The 19638-nt window shown below is 63.9% G+C and carries 18 protein-coding genes and 1 pseudogene; 12 read left to right on the top strand and 7 right to left on the bottom strand.

Annotated elements, in window-relative coordinates; translation table 11 throughout:
- Positions 1 to 250: 250 nt before the first annotated feature.
- The 3 genes from NHF48_RS03725 (at position 251) to NHF48_RS03715 (ending at position 3343) form a co-directional block, all read left to right on the top strand.
- Positions 251 to 712 carry a glycoside hydrolase family 3 C-terminal domain-containing protein gene (locus NHF48_RS03725; RefSeq protein ID WP_253070291.1) on the top strand — a complete coding sequence of 154 codons (462 nt, stop codon included), beginning with the start codon at positions 251 to 253 and terminating at the stop codon, positions 710 to 712.
- Between the two features lie 344 nt (positions 713 to 1056).
- The gene (locus tag NHF48_RS03720) at positions 1057 to 2793 is read left to right on the top strand and encodes a TonB-dependent receptor (RefSeq protein WP_253070290.1); all 1737 of its coding nucleotides are present in this window, start codon (positions 1057 to 1059) and stop codon (positions 2791 to 2793) included.
- Positions 2723 to 3343, top strand: a complete 621-nt coding sequence (locus NHF48_RS03715) for a TonB-dependent receptor domain-containing protein (RefSeq protein ID WP_253070289.1) — start codon at positions 2723 to 2725, stop codon at positions 3341 to 3343. The genes NHF48_RS03720 and NHF48_RS03715 overlap by 71 nt, the downstream gene beginning before the upstream one ends.
- Here NHF48_RS03715 and NHF48_RS03710 read toward each other — a convergent pair.
- Positions 3340 to 3468, bottom strand: a complete 129-nt coding sequence (locus tag NHF48_RS03710) for a hypothetical protein (RefSeq protein ID WP_263816691.1) — start codon at positions 3466 to 3468, stop codon at positions 3340 to 3342. The genes NHF48_RS03715 and NHF48_RS03710 overlap by 4 nt on opposite strands.
- On the opposite strand from NHF48_RS03710, the gene NHF48_RS03705 reads away from it, so the two are divergent.
- Positions 3448 to 3726: an amidohydrolase family protein gene (locus NHF48_RS03705; RefSeq protein ID WP_342454719.1), complete on the top strand. Its 279-nt coding sequence runs from the start codon at positions 3448 to 3450 to the stop codon at positions 3724 to 3726. The two genes, NHF48_RS03710 and NHF48_RS03705, sit on opposite strands and share 21 nt — an antisense overlap.
- 162 nt (positions 3727 to 3888) lie before the next feature.
- Here NHF48_RS03705 and NHF48_RS03700 read toward each other — a convergent pair whose 3' ends face one another.
- Together NHF48_RS03700 and NHF48_RS03695 are read right to left on the bottom strand one after the other, a co-directional pair.
- A complete protein-coding gene (locus NHF48_RS03700) occupies positions 3889 to 5556 on the bottom strand; it encodes a carboxylesterase/lipase family protein (RefSeq protein ID WP_253070287.1) in 1668 nt (555 codons plus the stop codon).
- A gap of 47 nt (positions 5557 to 5603) precedes the next feature.
- Complete coding sequence (locus NHF48_RS03695; protein WP_253070286.1) at positions 5604 to 8579, bottom strand: TonB-dependent receptor domain-containing protein; 2976 nt, start codon at positions 8577 to 8579, stop codon at positions 5604 to 5606.
- Between the two features lie 361 nt (positions 8580 to 8940).
- Here NHF48_RS03695 and NHF48_RS03690 point away from each other — a divergent pair, with 361 nt between their 5' ends.
- The 8 genes and pseudogenes from NHF48_RS03690 (at position 8941) to NHF48_RS03655 (ending at position 16427) form a co-directional block, all read left to right on the top strand.
- Positions 8941 to 10761 (top strand): glycoside hydrolase family 3 protein, encoded by a 1821-nt coding sequence (locus tag NHF48_RS03690; RefSeq protein ID WP_253070285.1) that lies wholly within the window; start codon positions 8941 to 8943, stop codon positions 10759 to 10761.
- An 85-nt stretch (positions 10762 to 10846) separates the two neighbouring features.
- Complete coding sequence (locus NHF48_RS03685) at positions 10847 to 11059, top strand: fibronectin type III-like domain-contianing protein (RefSeq protein WP_253070284.1); 213 nt, start codon at positions 10847 to 10849, stop codon at positions 11057 to 11059.
- A gap of 563 nt (positions 11060 to 11622) precedes the next feature.
- Positions 11623 to 11769: pseudogene (locus tag NHF48_RS25730) on the top strand (citrate transporter); the annotation flags it as partial.
- A 52-nt stretch (positions 11770 to 11821) separates the two neighbouring features.
- Positions 11822 to 12754 (top strand): SLC13 family permease, encoded by a 933-nt coding sequence (locus NHF48_RS03675; RefSeq protein ID WP_263816688.1) that lies wholly within the window; start codon positions 11822 to 11824, stop codon positions 12752 to 12754.
- Positions 12751 to 14094 (top strand): acyclic terpene utilization AtuA family protein, encoded by a 1344-nt coding sequence (locus NHF48_RS03670; RefSeq protein ID WP_253070281.1) that lies wholly within the window; start codon positions 12751 to 12753, stop codon positions 14092 to 14094. Before NHF48_RS03675 ends, NHF48_RS03670 begins: the two co-directional genes overlap by 4 nt.
- Before the next feature lies 1 nt (position 14095).
- A complete protein-coding gene (locus NHF48_RS03665; protein ID WP_253070280.1) occupies positions 14096 to 14404 on the top strand; it encodes an AtuA-related protein in 309 nt (102 codons plus the stop codon).
- 11 nt (positions 14405 to 14415) lie between these two features.
- Positions 14416 to 15225: a hypothetical protein gene (locus tag NHF48_RS03660; protein ID WP_253070279.1), complete on the top strand. Its 810-nt coding sequence runs from the start codon at positions 14416 to 14418 to the stop codon at positions 15223 to 15225.
- On the top strand, positions 15222 to 16427 hold the full coding sequence (locus NHF48_RS03655; RefSeq protein ID WP_263816686.1) for an alpha/beta hydrolase domain-containing protein: 1206 nt from the start codon (positions 15222 to 15224) through the stop codon (positions 16425 to 16427). The genes NHF48_RS03660 and NHF48_RS03655 overlap by 4 nt, the downstream gene beginning before the upstream one ends.
- Positions 16428 to 16566: 139 nt before the next feature.
- Here the strand turns inward: NHF48_RS03655 and NHF48_RS03650 are convergent, their stop codons facing one another.
- The 4 genes from NHF48_RS03650 to NHF48_RS03635 form a co-directional block, all read right to left on the bottom strand.
- Complete coding sequence (locus NHF48_RS03650; protein ID WP_253070277.1) at positions 16567 to 16938, bottom strand: alpha/beta fold hydrolase; 372 nt, start codon at positions 16936 to 16938, stop codon at positions 16567 to 16569.
- A 12-nt stretch (positions 16939 to 16950) separates the two neighbouring features.
- Positions 16951 to 17088, bottom strand: a complete 138-nt coding sequence (locus NHF48_RS03645) for a hypothetical protein (protein WP_253070276.1) — start codon at positions 17086 to 17088, stop codon at positions 16951 to 16953.
- A gap of 138 nt (positions 17089 to 17226) precedes the next feature.
- The gene (locus NHF48_RS03640; RefSeq protein WP_253070275.1) at positions 17227 to 17937 is read right to left on the bottom strand and encodes a DUF4336 domain-containing protein; all 711 of its coding nucleotides are present in this window, start codon (positions 17935 to 17937) and stop codon (positions 17227 to 17229) included.
- Positions 17938 to 18130: 193 nt separating this feature from the next.
- Positions 18131 to 19591 carry a CYTH and CHAD domain-containing protein gene (locus tag NHF48_RS03635; RefSeq protein WP_253070274.1) on the bottom strand — a complete coding sequence of 487 codons (1461 nt, stop codon included), beginning with the start codon at positions 19589 to 19591 and terminating at the stop codon, positions 18131 to 18133.
- Positions 19592 to 19638: the final 47 nt, after the last annotated feature.

Raw genomic sequence — 19638 nt, 5'->3', positions numbered from 1 at the left:
GGTCGAATCCCGGAAGCGCGGATCGACGACTCCGTCCGACGGATCATGATCGCCAAGTTCGAACAGGGGCTGTTCGACGATCCCTATGTCGATCCCGCCGCAGCCGAACGTTTCGCCGCGCGTCCCGAGCATCAGCGCATGGCGGACGCCGCACAGCGCCGGTCGCAGGTCTTCCTCGAGAACCGGTCGGGCGTCCTGCCCCCTCACGGGCAAGCGCAGGGTCTTCATCTACGGACTTTCACCCGACGCGGTGGCCGCGAAGGGCTTTACCGTCGTCGCCCGCCCGGAAGATGCAGACGTCGCGATCATCCGCCTGGAAGCGCCGAGCGAGAGGCTCCACCCGAACAACTTCTTCGGCAGCCGTCAGAAGGAAGGCCGGCTCGACTTCCGCAACGGCGACGCCGGCTACGAGGCGTTAAAGGCGGCTAGCGCGCATGTCCCGACGATCGTCTCGGTCTATCTCGACCGGCCGGCGATCCTGACCAATGTTCGCGACAAGGCCGCGGTGCTGCTCGCCAATTTCGGGGTGAGCGACGTCGCGTTGATGGATGTGCTGACCGGGCGCGCTAGCGCGTCGGGCCGGCTGCCGTTCGAACTGCCATCGTCGATGGCTGACGTCAGCGCGCAAGATCCGGCGGTACCGGACGATTCCGCCAAGCCACTCTATGCCGTTGGTGCCGGGATCATGGGTGCGGTGCGCCTCAGGCGATGATCGACGCCGACACGCCTGCCGGGACAAACTTTCCCAGCCGCATCGACGTCGGGCCAGGTCCCAACGAGCACTTCGGACGTCGCGTGAGCGTTGCTTGGAAGGCCTGACGGTGAACGTGATCTATCGGCGTTGTTCGTGACGAGATCACGCCCGGACGATGTAGACCCGACCAAACCTCTCCACGAGCATAACGGCATTGTATCGATCGATCACAAACTTGTATTTTACTGATCGAGATTAATCGTCGATCACGCTTTCTCAAGAATACGAGGCGGAGACGCTCGACCGTTCCGACCCTTCGAAAACGAACGGCGGACAGGTGGAGCGATTAGGAGGGGAAAACGATGAGCAAGCGTTTGTTGGCATGTGGGGTTTCCGCGTTCGCGGTCTTCGCGACACCGGTCGCAGCGCAGCAGATCGGACCGCCGTCGACGCTTCCCGACCAAAGCGTGCAACAGGTCGGCGAAGCTCCGGCCTCCGCCACCGAGGCGGAATCGAACAGCGCGTTGCAGGCATCCGAAGGCGATATCGTCGTCACCGCCAACCGTAATGAATCCCTCGCATCCAAGACGCCGATCGCGCTGACCGCGATCACCGGGACGGCGCTGTTGTCGGCAGGCATCACCAATCCGACCACGCTGGGCGAGCAGGTGCCGAACCTTTCGATCGATCGGGGCAACGGCCTGCAGATCACGATCCGCGGCATCACAAGCTCGGATGGCACCGAAAAGGGCGATCCGTCGGCAGCTTTCATGACCGACGGCATCTACATCGCGCGACCGCAGACGCAGGAAGTGAGCTTCTACGACATCGCCCGCGTCGAGGTGCTGCGCGGTCCACAGGGTACGTTGTTCGGCCGCAACACGACCGCCGGCCTCGTCAACGTCATCACCAACCATCCGGTCGACCGGTTCGAAGCGTCGGTCGACGCGAGCTACGGCAATTACGACAGCCGCCTGCTGACCGGCATGATCAACGTGCCGATCTCCAGTTCGATCGCCGTCCGCGCGGCGTTCAACTACGATCGCCGCGACAGCTTCCTCGAGTCCGGGCCGCGAGTCCGTACCGACCTCAGCCCGTTCCGCGACAACGTGTCTGGGCGCTTGTCCGCCTCCTGGTCGAGCGGCCCGGCCAAGCTGCTGATCATCGGCGACTATTCGCATGTCGGCGGGCAGACCGTGAACAGCGTCCTGACGAGCAATTTCTACACCGGGTTCAACACCGTCGGGGTCGACCCCGTCTATAATCCGGTCTCGGGGAAGACGGCGCAGCGTACCGTGGTCGCGCCGTATACGACCAAGCTCGGTCGCGACAACGACGTCTACGGCGTGCTGGCCGATTTCAGCTATGACTTTGGCGGAGTGACGCTCAACTATCTCGGATCCTACCGGAAGTTCGAGCGTCGCGAGGATTTGAGCCTGACGCCCGGTACCGGTGCCACCGTATTCCCGTCGCGCGACGATGCGGCGTACAAGCAGAACAGCCAGGAACTGCGTCTCTCGACCGACCTCGGACCACTCTCAATCCAGGCTGGTGGCTATTATTTCCACGAGACCGGGTTCCAGAATTACTACATTTTCGGCCTGCTCAACGCCACGCCCGGCGCACCCGGCTATGTCTTCGGCTTTCCGCAACGCTATGTGAAATCGGAATCGCTTGCTGGCTTCAGCCAGGCGACGCTGAAGCTGACCGACCGGTTTCGCGTGACCGGCGGGGTCCGCTATTCGCACGACGAAAAGGCGCGGATCGGGGCGACGGTCATCTGCGGAGCGGTCGCCTGCGCCGGCGCGCGCGATACGAGCACGGTCAACAACGCGGCGAGGACGTTTTCGAAAGTCACCTATCGTGGTGGCGTCGACTACGACCTGAACTCGCGCAGCCTGCTCTACGCGGTCGTCTCGACCGGCTACAAGGCAGGCGGGTTCAACGATGGTTGCGAAGCCGGAACCGGAGCGGGCTGTACGCTGAGCGCAAGCGCCCTCTATTATAACCCGGAGACGATCACCTCCTATGAGGGGTGGCATCAAGACGCATCTGGCGGGCAACGTGCTGCGCGTGAACCTGTCGGGCTTCCACTATGATTTCGCGGGCATCCAGTTGAGCCAGCTCTCGACGATCTGCGGCGGCCCTTGCCAGGTGACCACTAACGCCGGCCACGCGAAGGTCGACGGCGTCGAGCTCGAGACCGTGGTGAACCCCGGGCCGAACACGCGCTTCGATGCGTCGGCCTCATGGTTGAACGCGAGGTATACGAACTTCTTCCCGACCCCTGCCGTCAGCTTTGCCGGCAGGAAGCTCGATCGGTCGCCCGAATGGACGGTGACCGCCGGGATCACGCAGACCGTCCCGCTCGCCAGCGGCGCGAACATCCAGGCGTCGGCGCGGACGCGACTGAGCGACAGCTATTACCTGTCGGCGCTGGGGACGCTCAACCAGTTTCGCCAGCCGAGCTTCACCAAGACCGACCTGTCGCTCACCTACAACGCAGCGGGCGAGCGCTGGTATCTGCAGGGCTTCGTGCGCAACCTCGAGAACAGCCTCGTCGTGTCGGGCGCGTCGTCGGGCGCCTATAGCGGCGTGACGTTGCAAGACCCGCGCACCTATGGCGTGCGAACCGGGTTCCGGTTCTAAGGCGCTATGCCGAGCATCCGCCGCCGCCCAGCGCCTGCCGTCGGGGCGGCGATGGTGGCGGCGGCCGTACTGACTGGCGCCTTGCCTAGCATGAGCTTGTCGATCTGGCAGGCGCAGCCGAGCACGACGACCGCGGAGAGCGTGCCGCCTGGGTCTCGAGCTATCCGCTGAAGAAGGTCGACCGGTACATCGAGCGGTTGGTCGATGCAGGGTTCGAGGATCGCGTCATGTTCGGGACCGACGAACTCATCTGGCCAAGTTTGATGCGCTATTCGGTCGGCATCATCCAGAACGCAGACTATCTGTCGAGCGAGCAGAAGCGCGATATTCTCTGCAACAACGCCGCGCGCTTTCTATGGTTGGCGCCGGTGAAGGCGGGATGATAGCGCTGGTCGCCTGGCCGACATTGGTCGTGCTGCTGGCGTTACTTGAACTCAACCACCGGCGACGTTCCCAACGTGGCCGCATGCCCAACGCATCACGTTCAAGTCCAAGGTTTAGGCATGGTCGGCGCGCCTGTTTGGCACGTCGACCATGCCTATAACTCACGGACGCATCGGCACCTTGGCGAGATCGGCGTCGATCGCCTTCAGCTTGGCATCGGTCAGTGCGGGGACGTAGGATTGCAGCGCCTCCAGCGTCACGCCGCGCGCCATGCCGATCTGTTCGCTCTTGATCACGTCGGGGATCTGGCGTTCGAGCACCGCCTTCGCCGCGGGATCGTCGAGCATCTTGCCGAGCGGCGTGGTGATCGAGGTGTAGTGACCCGAGGCCTGCGCACTGGCCAAACGGGCCTTGCCGGCTTCGATATCGGCGCCCCACGGATCCTTCTGCGCCACAGCCTTGCCGCCTGCGCCGAAATCCATCAGCTGGTCGCCGGCGGCGGTGTAGGCAGGCCAGGACGGCAGGCCGCTTCCGTTCGGATTCCCGGTCTTGGCGAAGTTGACGACATAACCGCTGATCGTCTTGCCGACCGCGATGTCCTTGGCGGTGGTCTTGTCGCCGTACTTAACCTGCGTGGTATCGAAGAAGAACGGGATGTCCGTGGCATGCTGCGCGCCGGGCTGACCGACCGAATCCGCGACGTAGGAGAAGCGATACTCCCACACCGGTACGCCCTTGCTGGCGATCGCTGCCGACGCCTCGCGCGCGCCAGCGATCATGAAGCCCGACTTGCCCCCATGTCGGCGCTGGTCGCGCCGATCACCGTCGGCACGCGCGCGAAGCGGTTCGCGGCATAGGCGCCGCCCAGATCGACGACGACCTTGCCGTCGACGAACGGACCGGTATTGGTCGGCGGGCCCGCCTTCGGGCGGAACATCTGCATCATGCTGAGTCCGTCGGTAACCTCTTCGGCGCTCAGCGCGCGCAACTTGGCAAGCGCGTCGCGGGGCGGCGGGATCGATGGTCTTCGACCGAGCGAAATTGGCGCCGATCTGCTCGACGTCGGCGAGCGTGCGCTTGTCCGACTGGCCATTGCCACCCGACATCACGAAGGCCTTGCTGAACAGGCCGCGGGCCAGCGGCGAGGTGTTGAGCATGTGCACCGACATACCGCCGGCGCTTTCACCGATGATCATCACGTTCGCCGGATCGCCCCCGAACGACGCGATGTTCGCCCGCACCCACTTCAACGCCGCGATCTGGTCCATGATGCCATAATTGCCGAGCATGCCATCATCCGCATTCTGCTGGGTAAGCGGCGGCAGTGCGAACGTGCCGAACCGTCCGACACGGTAGTTGAAGCTGACGAACACCACGCCCTGCTTGGCAAGGTTGGCGCCGGAATAGGTCGGCGGTGAGGCGCCGCCGTTCACGAAACCACCGCCGTAGATCCACACGATCACCGGCAGCTTGGCCGACGCACTCGCCGCCGCCGGCTTCCAGACATTGGCGTACAGGCAATCCTCGGCAGGCTGCGTCCCGAGCGGTGCGGCGTCGCTGGGGAACGGGACCTGCATGCAGTCGTACGAGTAGGCGGTAGCGTCCTTCACGCCTTTCCACGCCGCAGCCGGCTGAGGCGCGCGCCAGCGCAGCGCTCCGACCGGGGCGGCGGCGAAGGGGATACCCTTCCAGCTGGCAACGCCGTCGGCGCTCGCGCCGCGGACCTGGCCGCGGTCGGTGGCGACGACAGTGGTGGTTTGGGCGATCGCGACGATCGGGCTCGTCAAGGCGACGATGGCGGCAGTCAGAAATAGACGGTGTGCAATCATGAGCGGTAAATCTCCGAACGAGCAGGAATATGGCCAGGATGACCGGATCAGAAGGCCTTTGTCAGTTGGAACGTGGCGATACGTCCGAAGATGTTGGCGTTGGACGGATCATACGCTCCGTAGTTGTTGCCCGCCTGCGTCAGCACCAGCGGGGGATCCTCGTTCGTCACGTTCTGGAAATTGGCGCTCAAACGGACGCCACCCAGCACGCCGCTCGACCGCGGTACCGAATAGGTGATGCCGACGTCCAGCGTCTTCCATGACGGCACCTTGGTTTGCGGTCGACCGGTGATCGGGATCGTGTTGTCGTAGGATCCGGTATAGTTGAGGAAGGCGTTGACCCCGACCCGCCCCAGCGTCCAGCCCAACTGGCCACGGCCGCGCAGGCTCACCGGGTAGTAATAGGTGTCGAGCACATCCTGCTTCGCACCACCGGAGACCTGTTGCAGCGACTGGTTCAGGATCTTGGTGACGCTTACGCCCACATTCCATTTTCCGATCCCGGTATCGAACTGGTAGGAGGTCTGGAAGTCCAGCCCGTCCTGCGAAGTGGTCGCGGCATTGGCGCTGCGTGCATCCAGGATGACCCCGACCGTGCAGGCGCTGAGCACGGGCGTATTGTAGAGCGCGGGATTGGCGGCGATGAAATTCGCCAGTACCGGATCATAGGTCGCGGGACTGCCGTTCACGCAATTCGCCGGATTGTTCACCGGCGTGATGTACGGGCTATATAGCGCCGCATTCTGCGGGCTCGATAGGAACAGTCCGACATTCTGGCCGACGATCTGGTTGGCATAGCGCGTCTTGTAATAGGTCCCGGAGAACCGGAAACCCGATCCCACCGGCTTGACGTCGAAACCCGCCGACCAGGTCTTGGCCGTCTCCGGTCGCAGGTTCCGATTGGCTCCCAGCAACAGATAAGTGCTGCTGAACCCCGGGTATAACAGCGCGATATCGTTCCGCCCCGACGCGTTGGCGAATGGCAGGCCGATCACCGCCGACGAATAGTTCTCGGGATTGGTATCGGTCAGCGCCGGGGCGCGGAACGACGTGCCCCAGGACCCTCGGATCGAGAAGAAATCGTTCACGGTCCAGGTCGCGCCGATCTTGGGATTGGTCGTGCCCCCGAAATCGGAATAATTGTCGTAGCGTACGGCCGCGTCGATGTTCAGCGCCTGCACGAGCGGAACGTTCATGTCCTCGCCGACCAGCGGCACGAACAGCTCGGCGAACACGCTGGCGGTGCTGCGATGCGTCGTGCTGTCGTTGGTGACCGCAAAATTATTGTTGGTGCGGTCCTGCTCGAACGCGTTGTTGCTGCCGTTCAGCAGGTGCTGGCGGTTGTAGGCGAGCTCTCCGCCGATCGCCGTGCGCACCTCGCCGCCGGGCAGCGAGAATAGCGGACCATCGACCTTGACCACGGAATCGATGAACGTGTTGTACGAGAACTGCGTGTTGGTGCCCAGGAAGCTTCCATATTGCCCGGCAGTCAGCGGCGTCGACTGGTACGGATTGATCGCTCCCGCCGTGATCTGCGATGCCAGCGCCGCGCCATTGGCGTTGTTGTCGAAATTGCAGATGCCGCAGGTCGTATCGTGCGCGTAGGTGAAATAGGTATCGATGTTCCACCGATTGGGCAGGTGACCGGTCACGCCGCCGGTCACGCTGATCGTCTCGGTCGGGTTCTTGGTGACCGACGGGCCGCCGAAGAACGTGATCGGGTTGACCGCTACCGTCTGGGCGAGCCCACCGCCGCAATCGGCGTTGGCGGCCGACGCCGAGGCCGGCGCGCCGCTGATGTAATAGGGACTGCCCTGGCAGACGAGCAGGTTGTTGCCGACGCGCGAGTTGCCATAGCTTCGGCTCGATGTCTGACGCTTGGTGTAGAAGGATTCGAGGTAGACCGAGATCGACGGTGCCAGTTCCTGGTTGAAGAACAAAGCCGCCTGATCGCGTTTCTGTCGCGGCAGGAAATCGGTGTAGTCGGATTGGTCGGCAAGGGCGGCGCCCGGCGTCAGTTGTCCGAACGCGACGCCGGGACGCGCGTCGGGTGCCACCGTAAAATAGCTGTACGGGACGCCGTTGCCGCCGACGATCAGCGCCGGGCTGGTGACGCCGAGCGTGGCGTTGTTCGCGCGCCAATCGATACCCCCAAGCGGGCTGAGATCGCGCCGCAGGAATTTCGACCGACCGTTGACGAACGGTCGACGATCCTCGTGATCGTAGGTCAGGATGATATTGCCCGTATCCCAACTCTTGCCGCCGGTCACCGATACACCCCAGGTGTTGTGATAGCGATCGACACTGTCGCGACCCGAGACTTCGAGCCCGTCGAACCGTTTGCGCAGCACATAGTTGATCACGCCGGAGACCGCGTCGGAGCCGTAGATCGCGGAGTTGCCGTCACTGACGACCTCGATCCTTTCCAGCGCCGCGACGGGGATCTGGATGGATTCGGTGAACGTGCTGGCGGCACCGCTCGGCACGACACGGCGGCCGTCGACCAGCGTCAGCGTCGCCGAGGTGCCGAGCCCGCGCAGATTGATCGCGTTGCCCTGAGTCGAATTCCCACCATAGCCGGACGTGCCGCCCTGCCTGTAGACCGGGCCGGAGCCGCCTGAATTGGGATTGTTCTGTACCTGTGGCAGCGTCTGCAGCACGTCATTGACGTTGGTGTAGCCGGTGGCGAGCACCTGCGATCGATCGATCGCCAACGTCTGCGATCCGACCGGCTTGACGCCCGAGATGTTGGTGCCGGTGACGATGATGTCTTTGTCGCTCGCGACGTCAGCGGCGCTCTCGGCCGCTGGCTGTTCGGCGGCGGTGACCTTCGCGCCAGTGGTCGCGTCGGCCTGATCGGCGGCAGTCGCCTGTGCAGGCGCCACGGGCACGTCGCTGGTCGCCTGCGTCGCTTCGGTCGATCCGGTGGTGGCCTGCTGCGCTAAGGCCGGCGCCGCCTGCGCGGCGATGACCAGTGCGAGTATGCTGGCGCCGCGGTGGACCAGGCGTATGTTCGGATTCATGACATCCCCCCTTGTTTGCCGGGGTCGTTAATCCGCCCCGTGCTAAACCAACCATTCGTTCGCGCTGCGGGACGTCGAGTCATGCCGGCAGGCCAGCATGGGATGAGGTGTCGCGTCGGATCGACAGTCGATGCCTCTGCATGCGGCGCGCCAAGCCAATAGAAAAATACAATTTTCCGATCGACCTATTCATCCCGGACATAGATACTTGCTTGGGACCTATGACGAAGATGGATCGAGCGATCACTTTTTTCTGTTGGACGTCGCGGGTTTGATCCTTCTTGTTGAGGGGGACAGGTGTCCGATTCAGGATCGCCGCGCGGCTGTACCATGATCAGCCGAACACAGGGGGAGGCCAACCATGAGTGAACCACGTACCGGCAGGACGCTACGCACCGGCGCCGTTATCGCCGCACTCATGCTGTCGAGCACCCCGGTGGTCGGCCAGGCACCGGCCGCGGCACCATCCGCCTCGACCAGCGCGCAGCCGTGGATGAACGCGTCGATCGCCCCGGCGCGCCGCGTCGCGCTGCTGCTGCCGCAGATGACCCGCGCGGAAAAGCGGCAGATGGTGATGGGATATTTCGCGACCGATTTCCCACCCAAAAAGTTCAAGGCGCCGGCGGAAGCGCGCAACGGATCCGCCGGCTATGTGCCCGGCGTGCCGCGGCTGGGGATTCCGCCACAATGGCAGGCGGATGCCGGGATCGGCGTGGCAAGCCAGGGCGGTGCGCCCCGCAAGCGCGAACGGACCGCTCTCCCCTCCAACCTCGCGATCGCAGCGACATGGGACATCGCGCTCGCTCGGCGGGGCGGCGCTATGATCGGCGCGGAAGCGCGTGCCTCGGGGTTCAACGTGCTGCTCGCCGGCGGCGTCAACCTGACCCGGGAGCCGCGTAACGGCCGCAACTTCGAATATGGCGGCGAGGATCCGTTGCTGGCCGGAACGATGGTGGCGGCGCAGATCGACGGCATCCAGTCGAACCACGTGATCTCGACGATCAAGCATTACGCGATCAACGATCAGGAAACCGATCGCAATGCGGGCAATGCCGTGATCGACCAAGCGGCTGCACGCATGTCGGACCTGCTCGCCTTTCAGTTCGCGATCGAGAAGGCCAATCCCGGGTCGGTGATGTGCGCCTATAATCGCGTCAACGGCCCGTTTTCCTGCGAGAATCCCTGGCTGCTCGGCGAGGTGCTGCGCCGCGACTGGAACTGGCAGGGCTATGTGATGTCGGATTGGGGCGGGACGCATTCGACCGGTCCCGCCATCGCCGCCGGGCTCGATCAGCAATCCGGCTATCCGTTCGACAAGGAACCGTATTTCGGCGCCAATCTGGAGGCGGCGCTTGCCGCCGGCACCGTCAAGGACGCGCAGCTCGATCGCATGGTCGGGCATATCCTGCACGCGATGTTCGACAAGGGGCTGTTCGACCACCCGATCGCCGCAGCGCCGCTTGACCTGCCCGACGCCATGCTCGCCGATCACGCAGCCGTGACGGGACAAGCCGCGGCGCAGAGCATGGTGCTGCTCAAGAACCAGGATGCCATTCTGCCGCTGTCGTCGACGATCAAGTCGATCGTCGTGATCGGTGGCCATGCCGACAAGGGCGTCTTGGCCGGCGGCGGATCGTCGCTCGTCTATCCCAAGGGCGGCAATGCGGTGCCCGGTATCGCGCCGACCTACTGGCCCGGGCCGGTCATGTATTATCCGTCGTCGCCGTTGGAGGCGATCCGGCGTCAGGCGCCCAACGCGCGGATCATTTTCGTCGATGGCAGCGACCCGCGTGCCGCAGCGGAGCAGGCACGCGGTGCCGAGGTGGCGATCGTGTTCGCGACGCAATGGGCCGGTGAAGCGTTCGACGTATCGCTCGTCCTGCCCGACGGTCAGGACGCGCTGATCCAGAGCATCGCAGCCGCCAACCCGCGCACCGTCGTGGTGCTCGAGTCGGGTGGCGCGGTGCTGACGCCGTGGCGCGACGACGTCGCCGGCATCGTCGCCGCATGGTTTCCCGGAACGGCGGGGGGCACGGCGATTGCCAATGTGCTGTTCGGCCGTATCAATCCTTCGGGTCACTTGCCGATCAGCTTCCCGGCGGAGTTGGCGCAACTGCCTCGTCCCGCCGTGCCGACACCGGGCGACGTCCGATATACCGAGGGGCGCAGCGGTCGGCTATAAATGGCTCGACCGGCAGCAGTTACGCCCGGCCTTCGCCTTCGGTCACGGCCTGTCCTATACCAGCTTCGAGTACGGGAATTTGCGCGTGGCCAAGGACGGCGCGGGCTTGCGAGCCAGCTTCACCGTTCGCAACACGGGCAAGGTCGCGGGCAAGGCCGTTCCGCAGATTTATGTCGCTGGCGAGGGCTGGGAAGCTCCCAAGCGGCTGGGCGGGTTCGCCGCGGTCATGCTGGCGCCGTCGGCTACGACCACCGTCACCGTGACGATAGACCCCCCGCCTCCTCGCCAATTTCGATGAGACCAGTCGTAGTTGGCGGATTGCCAAAGGCGTTTATCGAGTCATGTTGGGCGGGGCGTCCGACGCGCTTGGGCAACCCGTTACCGTTACGCTCGGCGCACGGTCTCTGCCCGCTGCGTGGCATCCGCTTGAAAGTGCGGCGGCGCGCTGACCCGCAGCGTCTGCCGATGACATCGTCGATACTGGAGGGGGCGTGTCGTATGCGTACTCGCGGGTGGCGGGGAGCCATTTCCGTCGCGCTCCGATTGGCAGCAACGCTAACCCCTCCCGCAAAAGACGATAGCTTTAGCTGATAGATCTATAAGATAATGGTAATTGATGAATAGGTCTTTGCGGGGCAATATCTATCCGTAGACACCGAACAGATACGGGAGGGGATCATACTGGCTTTTGTCGCCGCAGCGACCATCCTGTCGTTGCTCGCTGTCATCCTGTCCAACCGGGTATCGCCGCTGGCAGCACTCATCTTCATCCCGATCGCGGGCGCGATCGCAGCCGGCGTAGCGCCCGGCATCCCCGGTTACATCGTCGATGGCCTTGCCAAGATCGCGCCGGTCGCCGGCATGTTCGTCTTCGCGATCCTGTTCTTTGGGATCATGACCGATGCCGGACTGCTCGCGCCGCTGGTCAATGCCGTCCTGCGCATGGTCGGCGAACGCCCTTCGCGTATCACGGTCGGTACCGCGTTGTTGGCGCTCCTGATCCATCTCGATGGCTCGGGCGCCGTGTGCTTCCTGATCACTATCCCGGCACTGCGCCCCCTTGTACGACCGGCTCGGGATGGATCGTCGAGTGCTCGCCTGCACCGCATCGATGGCCGCCGGCGTCAACTTCCTGCCCTGGACCGGTCCGACATTGCGTGCTGGGGCAGCGCTGAAGCTGCCTGTCGCGACCATCTTCACACCGATGATCGGGGTTCAGGTCGTCGGTCTCGTCTTCGTCTTCGTCGTCTCCTGGTGGCTGGGCGTGCGCGAGGAACGGCGGCTTGGCCTCGGACGCCGGGTCGCAAGCGCCGAGACTCCGGCACCTCTCGGTGTCACGCCGAGCGACAGTGACGCCGAACTGGCACTGCGACGGCCGCGGCTTTTCATCGTCAACGTCGCAATTACTTTGGTGGTCGTGGCGACGATGATCACCGGGCTGATCGAACCCGTCGTCGTGTTCATGGCGGGCACGGCACTGGCGCTGATCATCAACTATCCTTCGGCAGCGCAACAGCGCGAGCGGATCGATGCGCACGCTCGAACCGCGCTGATGATGGCCGGCATCCTGTTCGCAGCGGGCGCCTTCACCGGCATCATGACGGGGTCCGGCATGATCAAGGCCTTGGCCCAGGCATCCGTCTCGCACGTTCCCGACGCGATCGGGCCACGCATCCCCGTTCTGCTTGGCATGATCGCCATGCCGCTGAGCTTGCTGTTCGATCCCGACAGCTTCTATTTCGGTGTGCTGCCAGTAATTGCCGAAGTCGCCGGGCATTTCGGCGTACCCGCGGTCCAGGTCGCGCAGGCCGCTTTACTAGGTCAGATGACGACGGGTTTTCCCGTCAGCCCGTTGACCCCAGCCACGTTCCTCGTCGCCGGGCTGAGCGGCGTCGAACTCGGCGCGCATCAGCGTTTCGCGATCCCCTGGCTGTTCGCCGCATCGATCGTGATGACGCTGGCGGCAGTCGCCTTTGGAATATTCTCGTTATGACCGGTCGAACCATCCGCATCGGCGCCGGAGCCGGCTTTTCCGGTGATCGGATCGAGCCGGCGCTCGAACTGGTCGAACACGGTGCCCTCGACTATCTGGCGTTCGAATGCCTGGCGGAGCGCACGATCGCGCTTGCCCAAGCCGCGCGTCGAACGAACCCAGATGCCGGGTTCGATCCGTTGCTCGAAGATCGCATGCGCGCCGTCCTACCCGCTGCGCATGCCCGCGGCGTTCGGATCGTAACCAATATGGGCGCGGCCAATCCGATCGGTGCGGCGCGTCTGGTCACGCGGATCGCACGCGAGCTGGGCCTGACCGGACTGCGGACGGCAGCAGTCATGGGCGACGACGTCCTGGATGTCATTCGCGCAGGCGATTTCCCGTTGATCGACCGACCCGGCCGCAGTCGCGATCTGGGTGACGCGATCGTTTCCGCAAACGCGTATCTGGGCGCAAGCGGCATCGTCGAAGCGCTAGCGGGCGGCGCCGACGTCGTCATCACCGGACGGGTCGGCGATCCAGCGCTGTTCCTCGGACCGCTCATCCACGAATTCGGGTGGGCGATGGACGATTGGGAAAGGCTTGGCCGCGGTACCGTCGTGGGTCATCTGCTCGAATGCGCGGGCCAGGTGACCGGCGGCTATTTCGCCGATCCGGGCGTCAAGGACGTGCCCGATCTTGCGCGGCTCGGCTTCCCTTTCGCGGATGTGTCGGAAGACGGCAGCGCGGTCCTGGGCAAGGTTGACGGATCTGGCGGCTGCCTGACCTGTGCCACCTGCAAGGAACAGTTATTGTACGAGATCCTCGATCCGGCCGGGTATCTGCAGGCGGACGTCGTCGCCGACTTCACCGGCGTTTCCTTCGAGCTGATGGCACCCGATCGCGTACACGTGCGTGGCGGCACCGGTCGACCGAGGCCGGATACGGTCAAGGTTTCGATCGGATACGAAGACGGCTTCGTCGGCGAAGGTCAGATCTCCTACGCCGGCCCGGGCGCCGTAGCGCGCGGACAACTGGCGTTGGACGTCGTACGCGAGCGCCTGCGGATGACCGGCGTGCCGATATCGGATCTCCGCTGCGAACTGATCGGACTGAACGCCATCGACCGGACGGGACAGTCGGACGGGCCGGAACCCCGCGAAGTGCGCGTTCGGGTGGCCGGACGGACGCCGACCCGCGCCGCCGCCGAACGGATCGGCGCCGAAGTCGAAGCGCTATATACGAACGGTCCGTTCGGTGGCGGAGGTGCCGTGTCCAGCGTCCGCGAGGTGCTCGCGGTCGCGTCGACCTTGCTGGACCGGACGCAGATCGTCCCTTCGGTCCAGTACGAGGTCGCCTGACATGATCCTGCGCGACCTCGCCCATGTTCGCACCGGCGACAAAGGCGACATTTCCCAGATTGCAGTCATCGCCTATCGCAGCGAAGACTTCGCGCTGTTGGCCAGCGCAGTGACCGAAGAGCGCGTCGTCGCGCACCTGGCCGACCTTTCGGTGCGCCGGATCACGCGGTTCGGATTGCCCGGCCTCGGTGCGCTCAACTTCGTGCTCGAGGGTGCGCTGCGTGGGGGCGTCACACGGTCGCTGGCACTCGACGCGCACGGCAAGACGCTCGGCGCACAGCTGCTCGACCTCGCAATCGATACTCAATGAAAGAGACGCGAATGCGCCAGTTATTTGTGCTTCTGGCAACGTCCGCGCTCGGCGCACTGGCGATCCCTGCCCCTGCGCGCTTGGTGCGGATACAGGTCGACAGCATCACGCCCGCACCGGTCGGCACCGCGCCTACCTCGACGCTGCCGATACCGTATGAGATCGTACGTGGTCGGTTCTTCGGTACGCTCGATCCTGCGGACGCACACAATCACGTCATTACCGATATCGACGGTGCGCCCCACGATGCGAAGGAACGCGTCCAGTATTCGGCGACGTTCGCGATCGCCAGACCCGTCGATCGATCGCGCGCCACTGGCGTATTGTTCTACGACGTACCCAATCGCGGCGGTTCGCTGATCGGTGCGGATGCAGACGGATACGTCCGGGTCATCAGTGGTTGGCAAGGCGACCTTCCGCCCGGGCCGGATGTCCAGACCGCCAGTGTCCCGGTCGCTCACGGCAAGAACGGAAAGCCGCTGACAGGCCCCGTCCTGGCCCGCTTCACCGATATGCCTGCCGGTGCGCGGTCGATCGCGATCACCGGCAGCATCGGCAAACCGACTGCGCGGCCAGTGCCCGTGACACTCGATACGACGAAGGCACGGCTGTTCCGCCAAACCGCCGATCTGGCACCGCCCGTGGACGTGAAGCCCGGGGACTGGGCCTTTGCCGATTGTGCGACGACGCCGTTCCCAGGCAAGCCCGACCCGGCGAAACTTTGCCTGCGAGGCGGGTTCGACCCCTGCCTACGCCTATACGCTGATCTACGAGGGCAAGGATCCACTCGTCCAGGGGATCGGTTTTGCCGCGACCCGTGACCTTGTCGCCATATCTCCGCAGTGGCAAGTCGGACGATACGGGCAACGCCAACCCGGCCGGACGCATTCGCTGGACGGTGGCCAGCGGTACCTCGCAATCCGGCAATTTCCTGAAGAGCTTCGTCAATCTGGGCTTCAACGCGGATGAGAATGGGCGCCGCGTGTTCGACGGGGTCAATCCCAACATCGCCGCTCGCCAGGTCCCGTTGAACCTGCGCTTCGCCGTGCCTGGCGGTGCCGCGACGCTGTACGAGCCGGGGAGCGAGGGAACGCTGTGGTGGGGCCGGTACGATGATGTCGCCCGAGGCCGAGGCGTCAGCAGCCTGCTCGACCGCTGCACCGCGACCAAGACCTGCCCCAAGGTGATCGAGACGTTCGGCTCGGCCGAGTTCTGGGGATTGCGCATGTCACCAGGGTTGATCGGCACCGCCGCGTCGACCGATCTCCCGCTGCCGGCCAGCGTTCGACGCTATTACTTCCCGGCGACCACGCATGGCGGATCCTGGACCGGGGGCTTTCCGGTCGGTGGCGATCCCAAGTTACCAATCTGCGCATTACCGGGCAATCCAAACCCTTCGATGGACAGCCTGCGTGCGGCCCAAATGATGCTGGTCGCCTGGGTGCGCGACGGCACCACCCCGCCCCCCAGCCGATACCCGACATTGGCCGCGGGCGATCTCGTCGAGGCGAACGCGGCGGCGATCGGATTTCCATCCTGGCCCGGAGCACCCAGGCCAGATGGCAAGCTGAACGCCTTTCTCGACTACGACATGGGGGAAGGATTTCGCTATCGCGACGTGAGCGGCGCAATCACGCGCCAGCCACCGGCGATCCGCGGGACGGTACCGTCGCGCGTCCCCCGGGTCGATGCGGACGGTAACGAGACCGCCGGCGTGCCCTCCGTCCAGCTACAGGTGCCGATCGGGACCTATCTAGGTTGGAACGTTCAGTCCGCTGGGTTCGGCAAAGGCGGCGGATGCGGATTCTTCGGGGGATTCATACCGTTCGCCAAGACGCGGGCCGAGCGGATGGCGGTCGGGGATCCTCGCTTGTCCCTCGCAGAGCGTTACGGCGATCACGCCGGTTTCGTCGCGAAAGTCCGCGCGGCCGCGGCGCGACAGCGCGCCGCCGGTTGGCTCCGCGACGAGGACGCAGACAGGATCATCAGCCAAGCTCAATCCAGCCAAGTCCTGGCTGATTGAAAGCCATTCACCGTCACACTGGTCGTCATGCTCTCCACAGGGAAGGCTCGACGCAACTTAACTCGGACGCCAATCCATTCTTGTAGTATAACGAAGTTTGCCGCTCGGCTTTCCCGCTCGGGGCTAACGAGATGAAAGATCAGCGCACGGTCTGTCCGGCGGGATCATAACCACGGTCGAGCTCTTCCAAAACCAGCGCATGGTGAGCGCCCTCGTCGAAAGCGTAGCCTGTGCCGGCGATGCGTCTGGCGAAGGCTGAACTTCGCGACAGGAAGCCGGGTCGATCGGAGGAAGGATCGGGCATCGGCTGTATCATCATCGCCATGGCATCCGGCGCAGCCTGCGGGAGTGCTGGATTGCCCGTGCTCGACATGATCGAAGTGAGCGATAGGACGCGATCTTTGTGTTCGCTGGCCATGATCTGAGCGATCATGCCGCCCGTAGACCGTCCGACGATGTGAGCTCGCCCGATCCCCAGCGCGTCCATCAGTCCGATCGCGTCCGCCGCCATGTCGTAGAGCGTCTACGGCACCTCGGGTCGTTGCCCCGCCTGAAGCGCTGCAACCAGCGCGCCGAAATCCACGGCCGGGTGCGAGTCGAGATGCGGTGAATAACCGGCGTCCCGATTATCGAAGCGCACCACCCGGTAGCCGAGGGCCACGAGTTCGGCGCAGAACGGGGTGGTCTAGCGGATCATCTGGGTGCCAAGTCCTGCAATCGGGACGATTACTTCGCCGTATTTGCTATGACAGGCGTCAGGGCCAAGCGTGTTTGCAGGGACCGGGATCGTGAACACGCGTTATTTTCGGAGCAACCACAGAAAAGCATGGGTAATCGCGTCGCGACCGTCATGCGTAATCGGTGCACCATGGGCTGTCAGTACTCCCAAAGTCGGCCATGCTATAATGCGTTGCACCGAAGTTCGCGCGATCTGCTGATTGCGAAACGACATTCGGAATTTCCGGGGAACGGTTGGCCTGGTCGCGGTAAGCAAATCGAGCTTTGCAACGATGGATCGCCATCCTCTGAACCAACCGGGCTCAAAGTGCTGGATCAGGTCGGTGAAGATCGCCGTTCGGCTTTGGCGGTGGAAGAAGACGACTTCCGTCGTGATACTGTTTCCCTCCACCATGATCTGATCAAGCTCACCCGACCATTCCTTGGCAGGTGCGTCCTTAAGGTCATGATCCCACTTCAAGTCCGGCCGTTTGGCGCGCAACGCCGGCACGGCATATGACTTTGCTGCCGGGTATGCGCTTTGCCACTCGCCAACGAACATATGATGCAACGTGTTCGGAGCGACGATGTGACGCACCGGCCCAAGGCAATTAATCGCGATTTTAAGTTCACTGGATAGTGCTATGGGCGACCAAACGAATAAAGAGCCATCGGACAGCCGTATAACGATCGTCCGCGTCGGAAAGACGACGCCAGCGACGGAAACACTTGGCCCGTCCGCCGTCCATATTTCTTTGCCAAATTGTCGCAGCATTTCCGCCCCCTCGTCCAAGGGACTCTAGGACACCCTCGAAGCAGCGTGTAGTGGAAGGCAACGGCATCTTCGCAGATGCACGACAATCTAACCCTACGCTGGCAGCTATGTCGAACGGCCTGACCGGTGCTGCCTTTCATTGGACTTACTAGGGGTGATCAACCGATCGGGCCCACGCTCGATCGGTCGACCGGGCGCTTATCCTCCCGCCCTAACCCCAGAAAGTCTTGCGATCGAGAAGATCGGCGTACGCTCCAGCCGCGGCATCGATGATCTTCGATTTTTTCCGATGCGCCAACAGTCTTTTGGCATCGGGATCGTCCCCCAGGCCCAGCCGGTCCAGAACCGATGGCGCCGTCGCCATATCGTTCAGCGCGCCGAGCTGATCCTGCAGCTTCTCCAGTGATTTAACGAACTTCCCGTAGCGACGTGCACGCTTCTTGCTCGGGAAGAGAGAACCGAGAAACTCCGCGCCATAGCGTAGCCGTTTGCCGGCCTTGCGGACTTCATGCCGCTCCTCGTCCGTCTGGGAGGCAAGGGACTTACCACGCTTGCGGACGCGCCGCCTCAGCGCGTGAAGAGTCTCCGCCGCGAACTGCCTTGCCGGCGCGTCCCGAGCATCGCGCATTGACGGCGCGGTGCGCCATGCCCCGCATACCAGCCACTCCGTCAGATCGAGCATCAACGCGCGAACCCGGTCCGAGCCCAACGCGGTGCCGACCGTAGCATAGGCAGCATTGCGGGCCCGCTCGAGTTCCTGAAACAGCGCGACGCCGGGCTTCGCCTTCGCCAGCAACACGTCTAAGTCGCGCGCTTCGCCCAGCAACGAGCTCAGCCAGCGCAATTCGCTTTGGAAATGCGGCACTTCGTCGCCGTCGAGCAACGACTTGAAGATCGACAATGCAGACCGCAGCCGACGCAACGACACGCGCGCCTGATGCAGTGCCTCGGCGTCGGCTTGGTCGAGCAGAACAGTTTCGTTCAGGCGGTACTGACGTATGCACGAGCTCACGACTGCCTTGAAAGCGTCCGCTGCGGATGCAGTCCGGTTCAACGCGACCTTCTCCGCCTTGAACGCCTTGGATGCGGGACGAAGCAGGTCGTAGCCGCGCTCGGACTTGGTCACGACGCCCAGGCGAACCGGAAACTCCGCCGCTATCGTCTTGGCCAGCGCAAACAAGGCGGCGGGCTCTCCCCGCTTCAACTCCAGCTCGATCTCGCAGACCGGCGACTGGCGGTCACCCGCGGCGACGTACCCACGATCCAACACCAGTTCGATCGACGCCTCGCCGCAATCGACCATCCAAGTCAGGCGCTCGACCGCGACCGTGAAGATCGGAGTGACGGTGCCTGCCTCGTCGCCGAGCAGCGTGGGAATGGGCGTCCGGTCGTCAACGACCGGATGCATATCGGCCACCTCGATTTCCCATTCGGACCGCGCGAAGAGACCCGCCGCCTTGGCGTCCGCGACCTTGATCGTCTGTGTCAGCGTGTCGCCGGACTGGCGGATGCGCAACGAGACGCCACCTTGCGAAAGCGCTAGGTGGGGCGTGTCGAAATAGACCGCGCGCATTTGCCGCGTACTCGCCGGGACATCGAACAGGTCACCCCCTGCAAAGGCATCGGCCGCCGCGGCGTCCAATACCAACTTCAGTTCAACTTCCTGTGCCACCCGATACCTTCCCGCAAAATCGCGACGCCTCGTACCCAGGGCAACCT

Origin of the sequence: Sphingomonas sp. H160509 (assembly GCF_024124765.2) — a bacterium.
In the GTDB taxonomy this organism is placed as follows: domain Bacteria; phylum Pseudomonadota; class Alphaproteobacteria; order Sphingomonadales; family Sphingomonadaceae; genus Sphingomonas.
The sequence above is the reverse complement of the archived record's forward strand: the minus strand, read 5'-3'. Positions and strand labels throughout refer to the sequence as shown.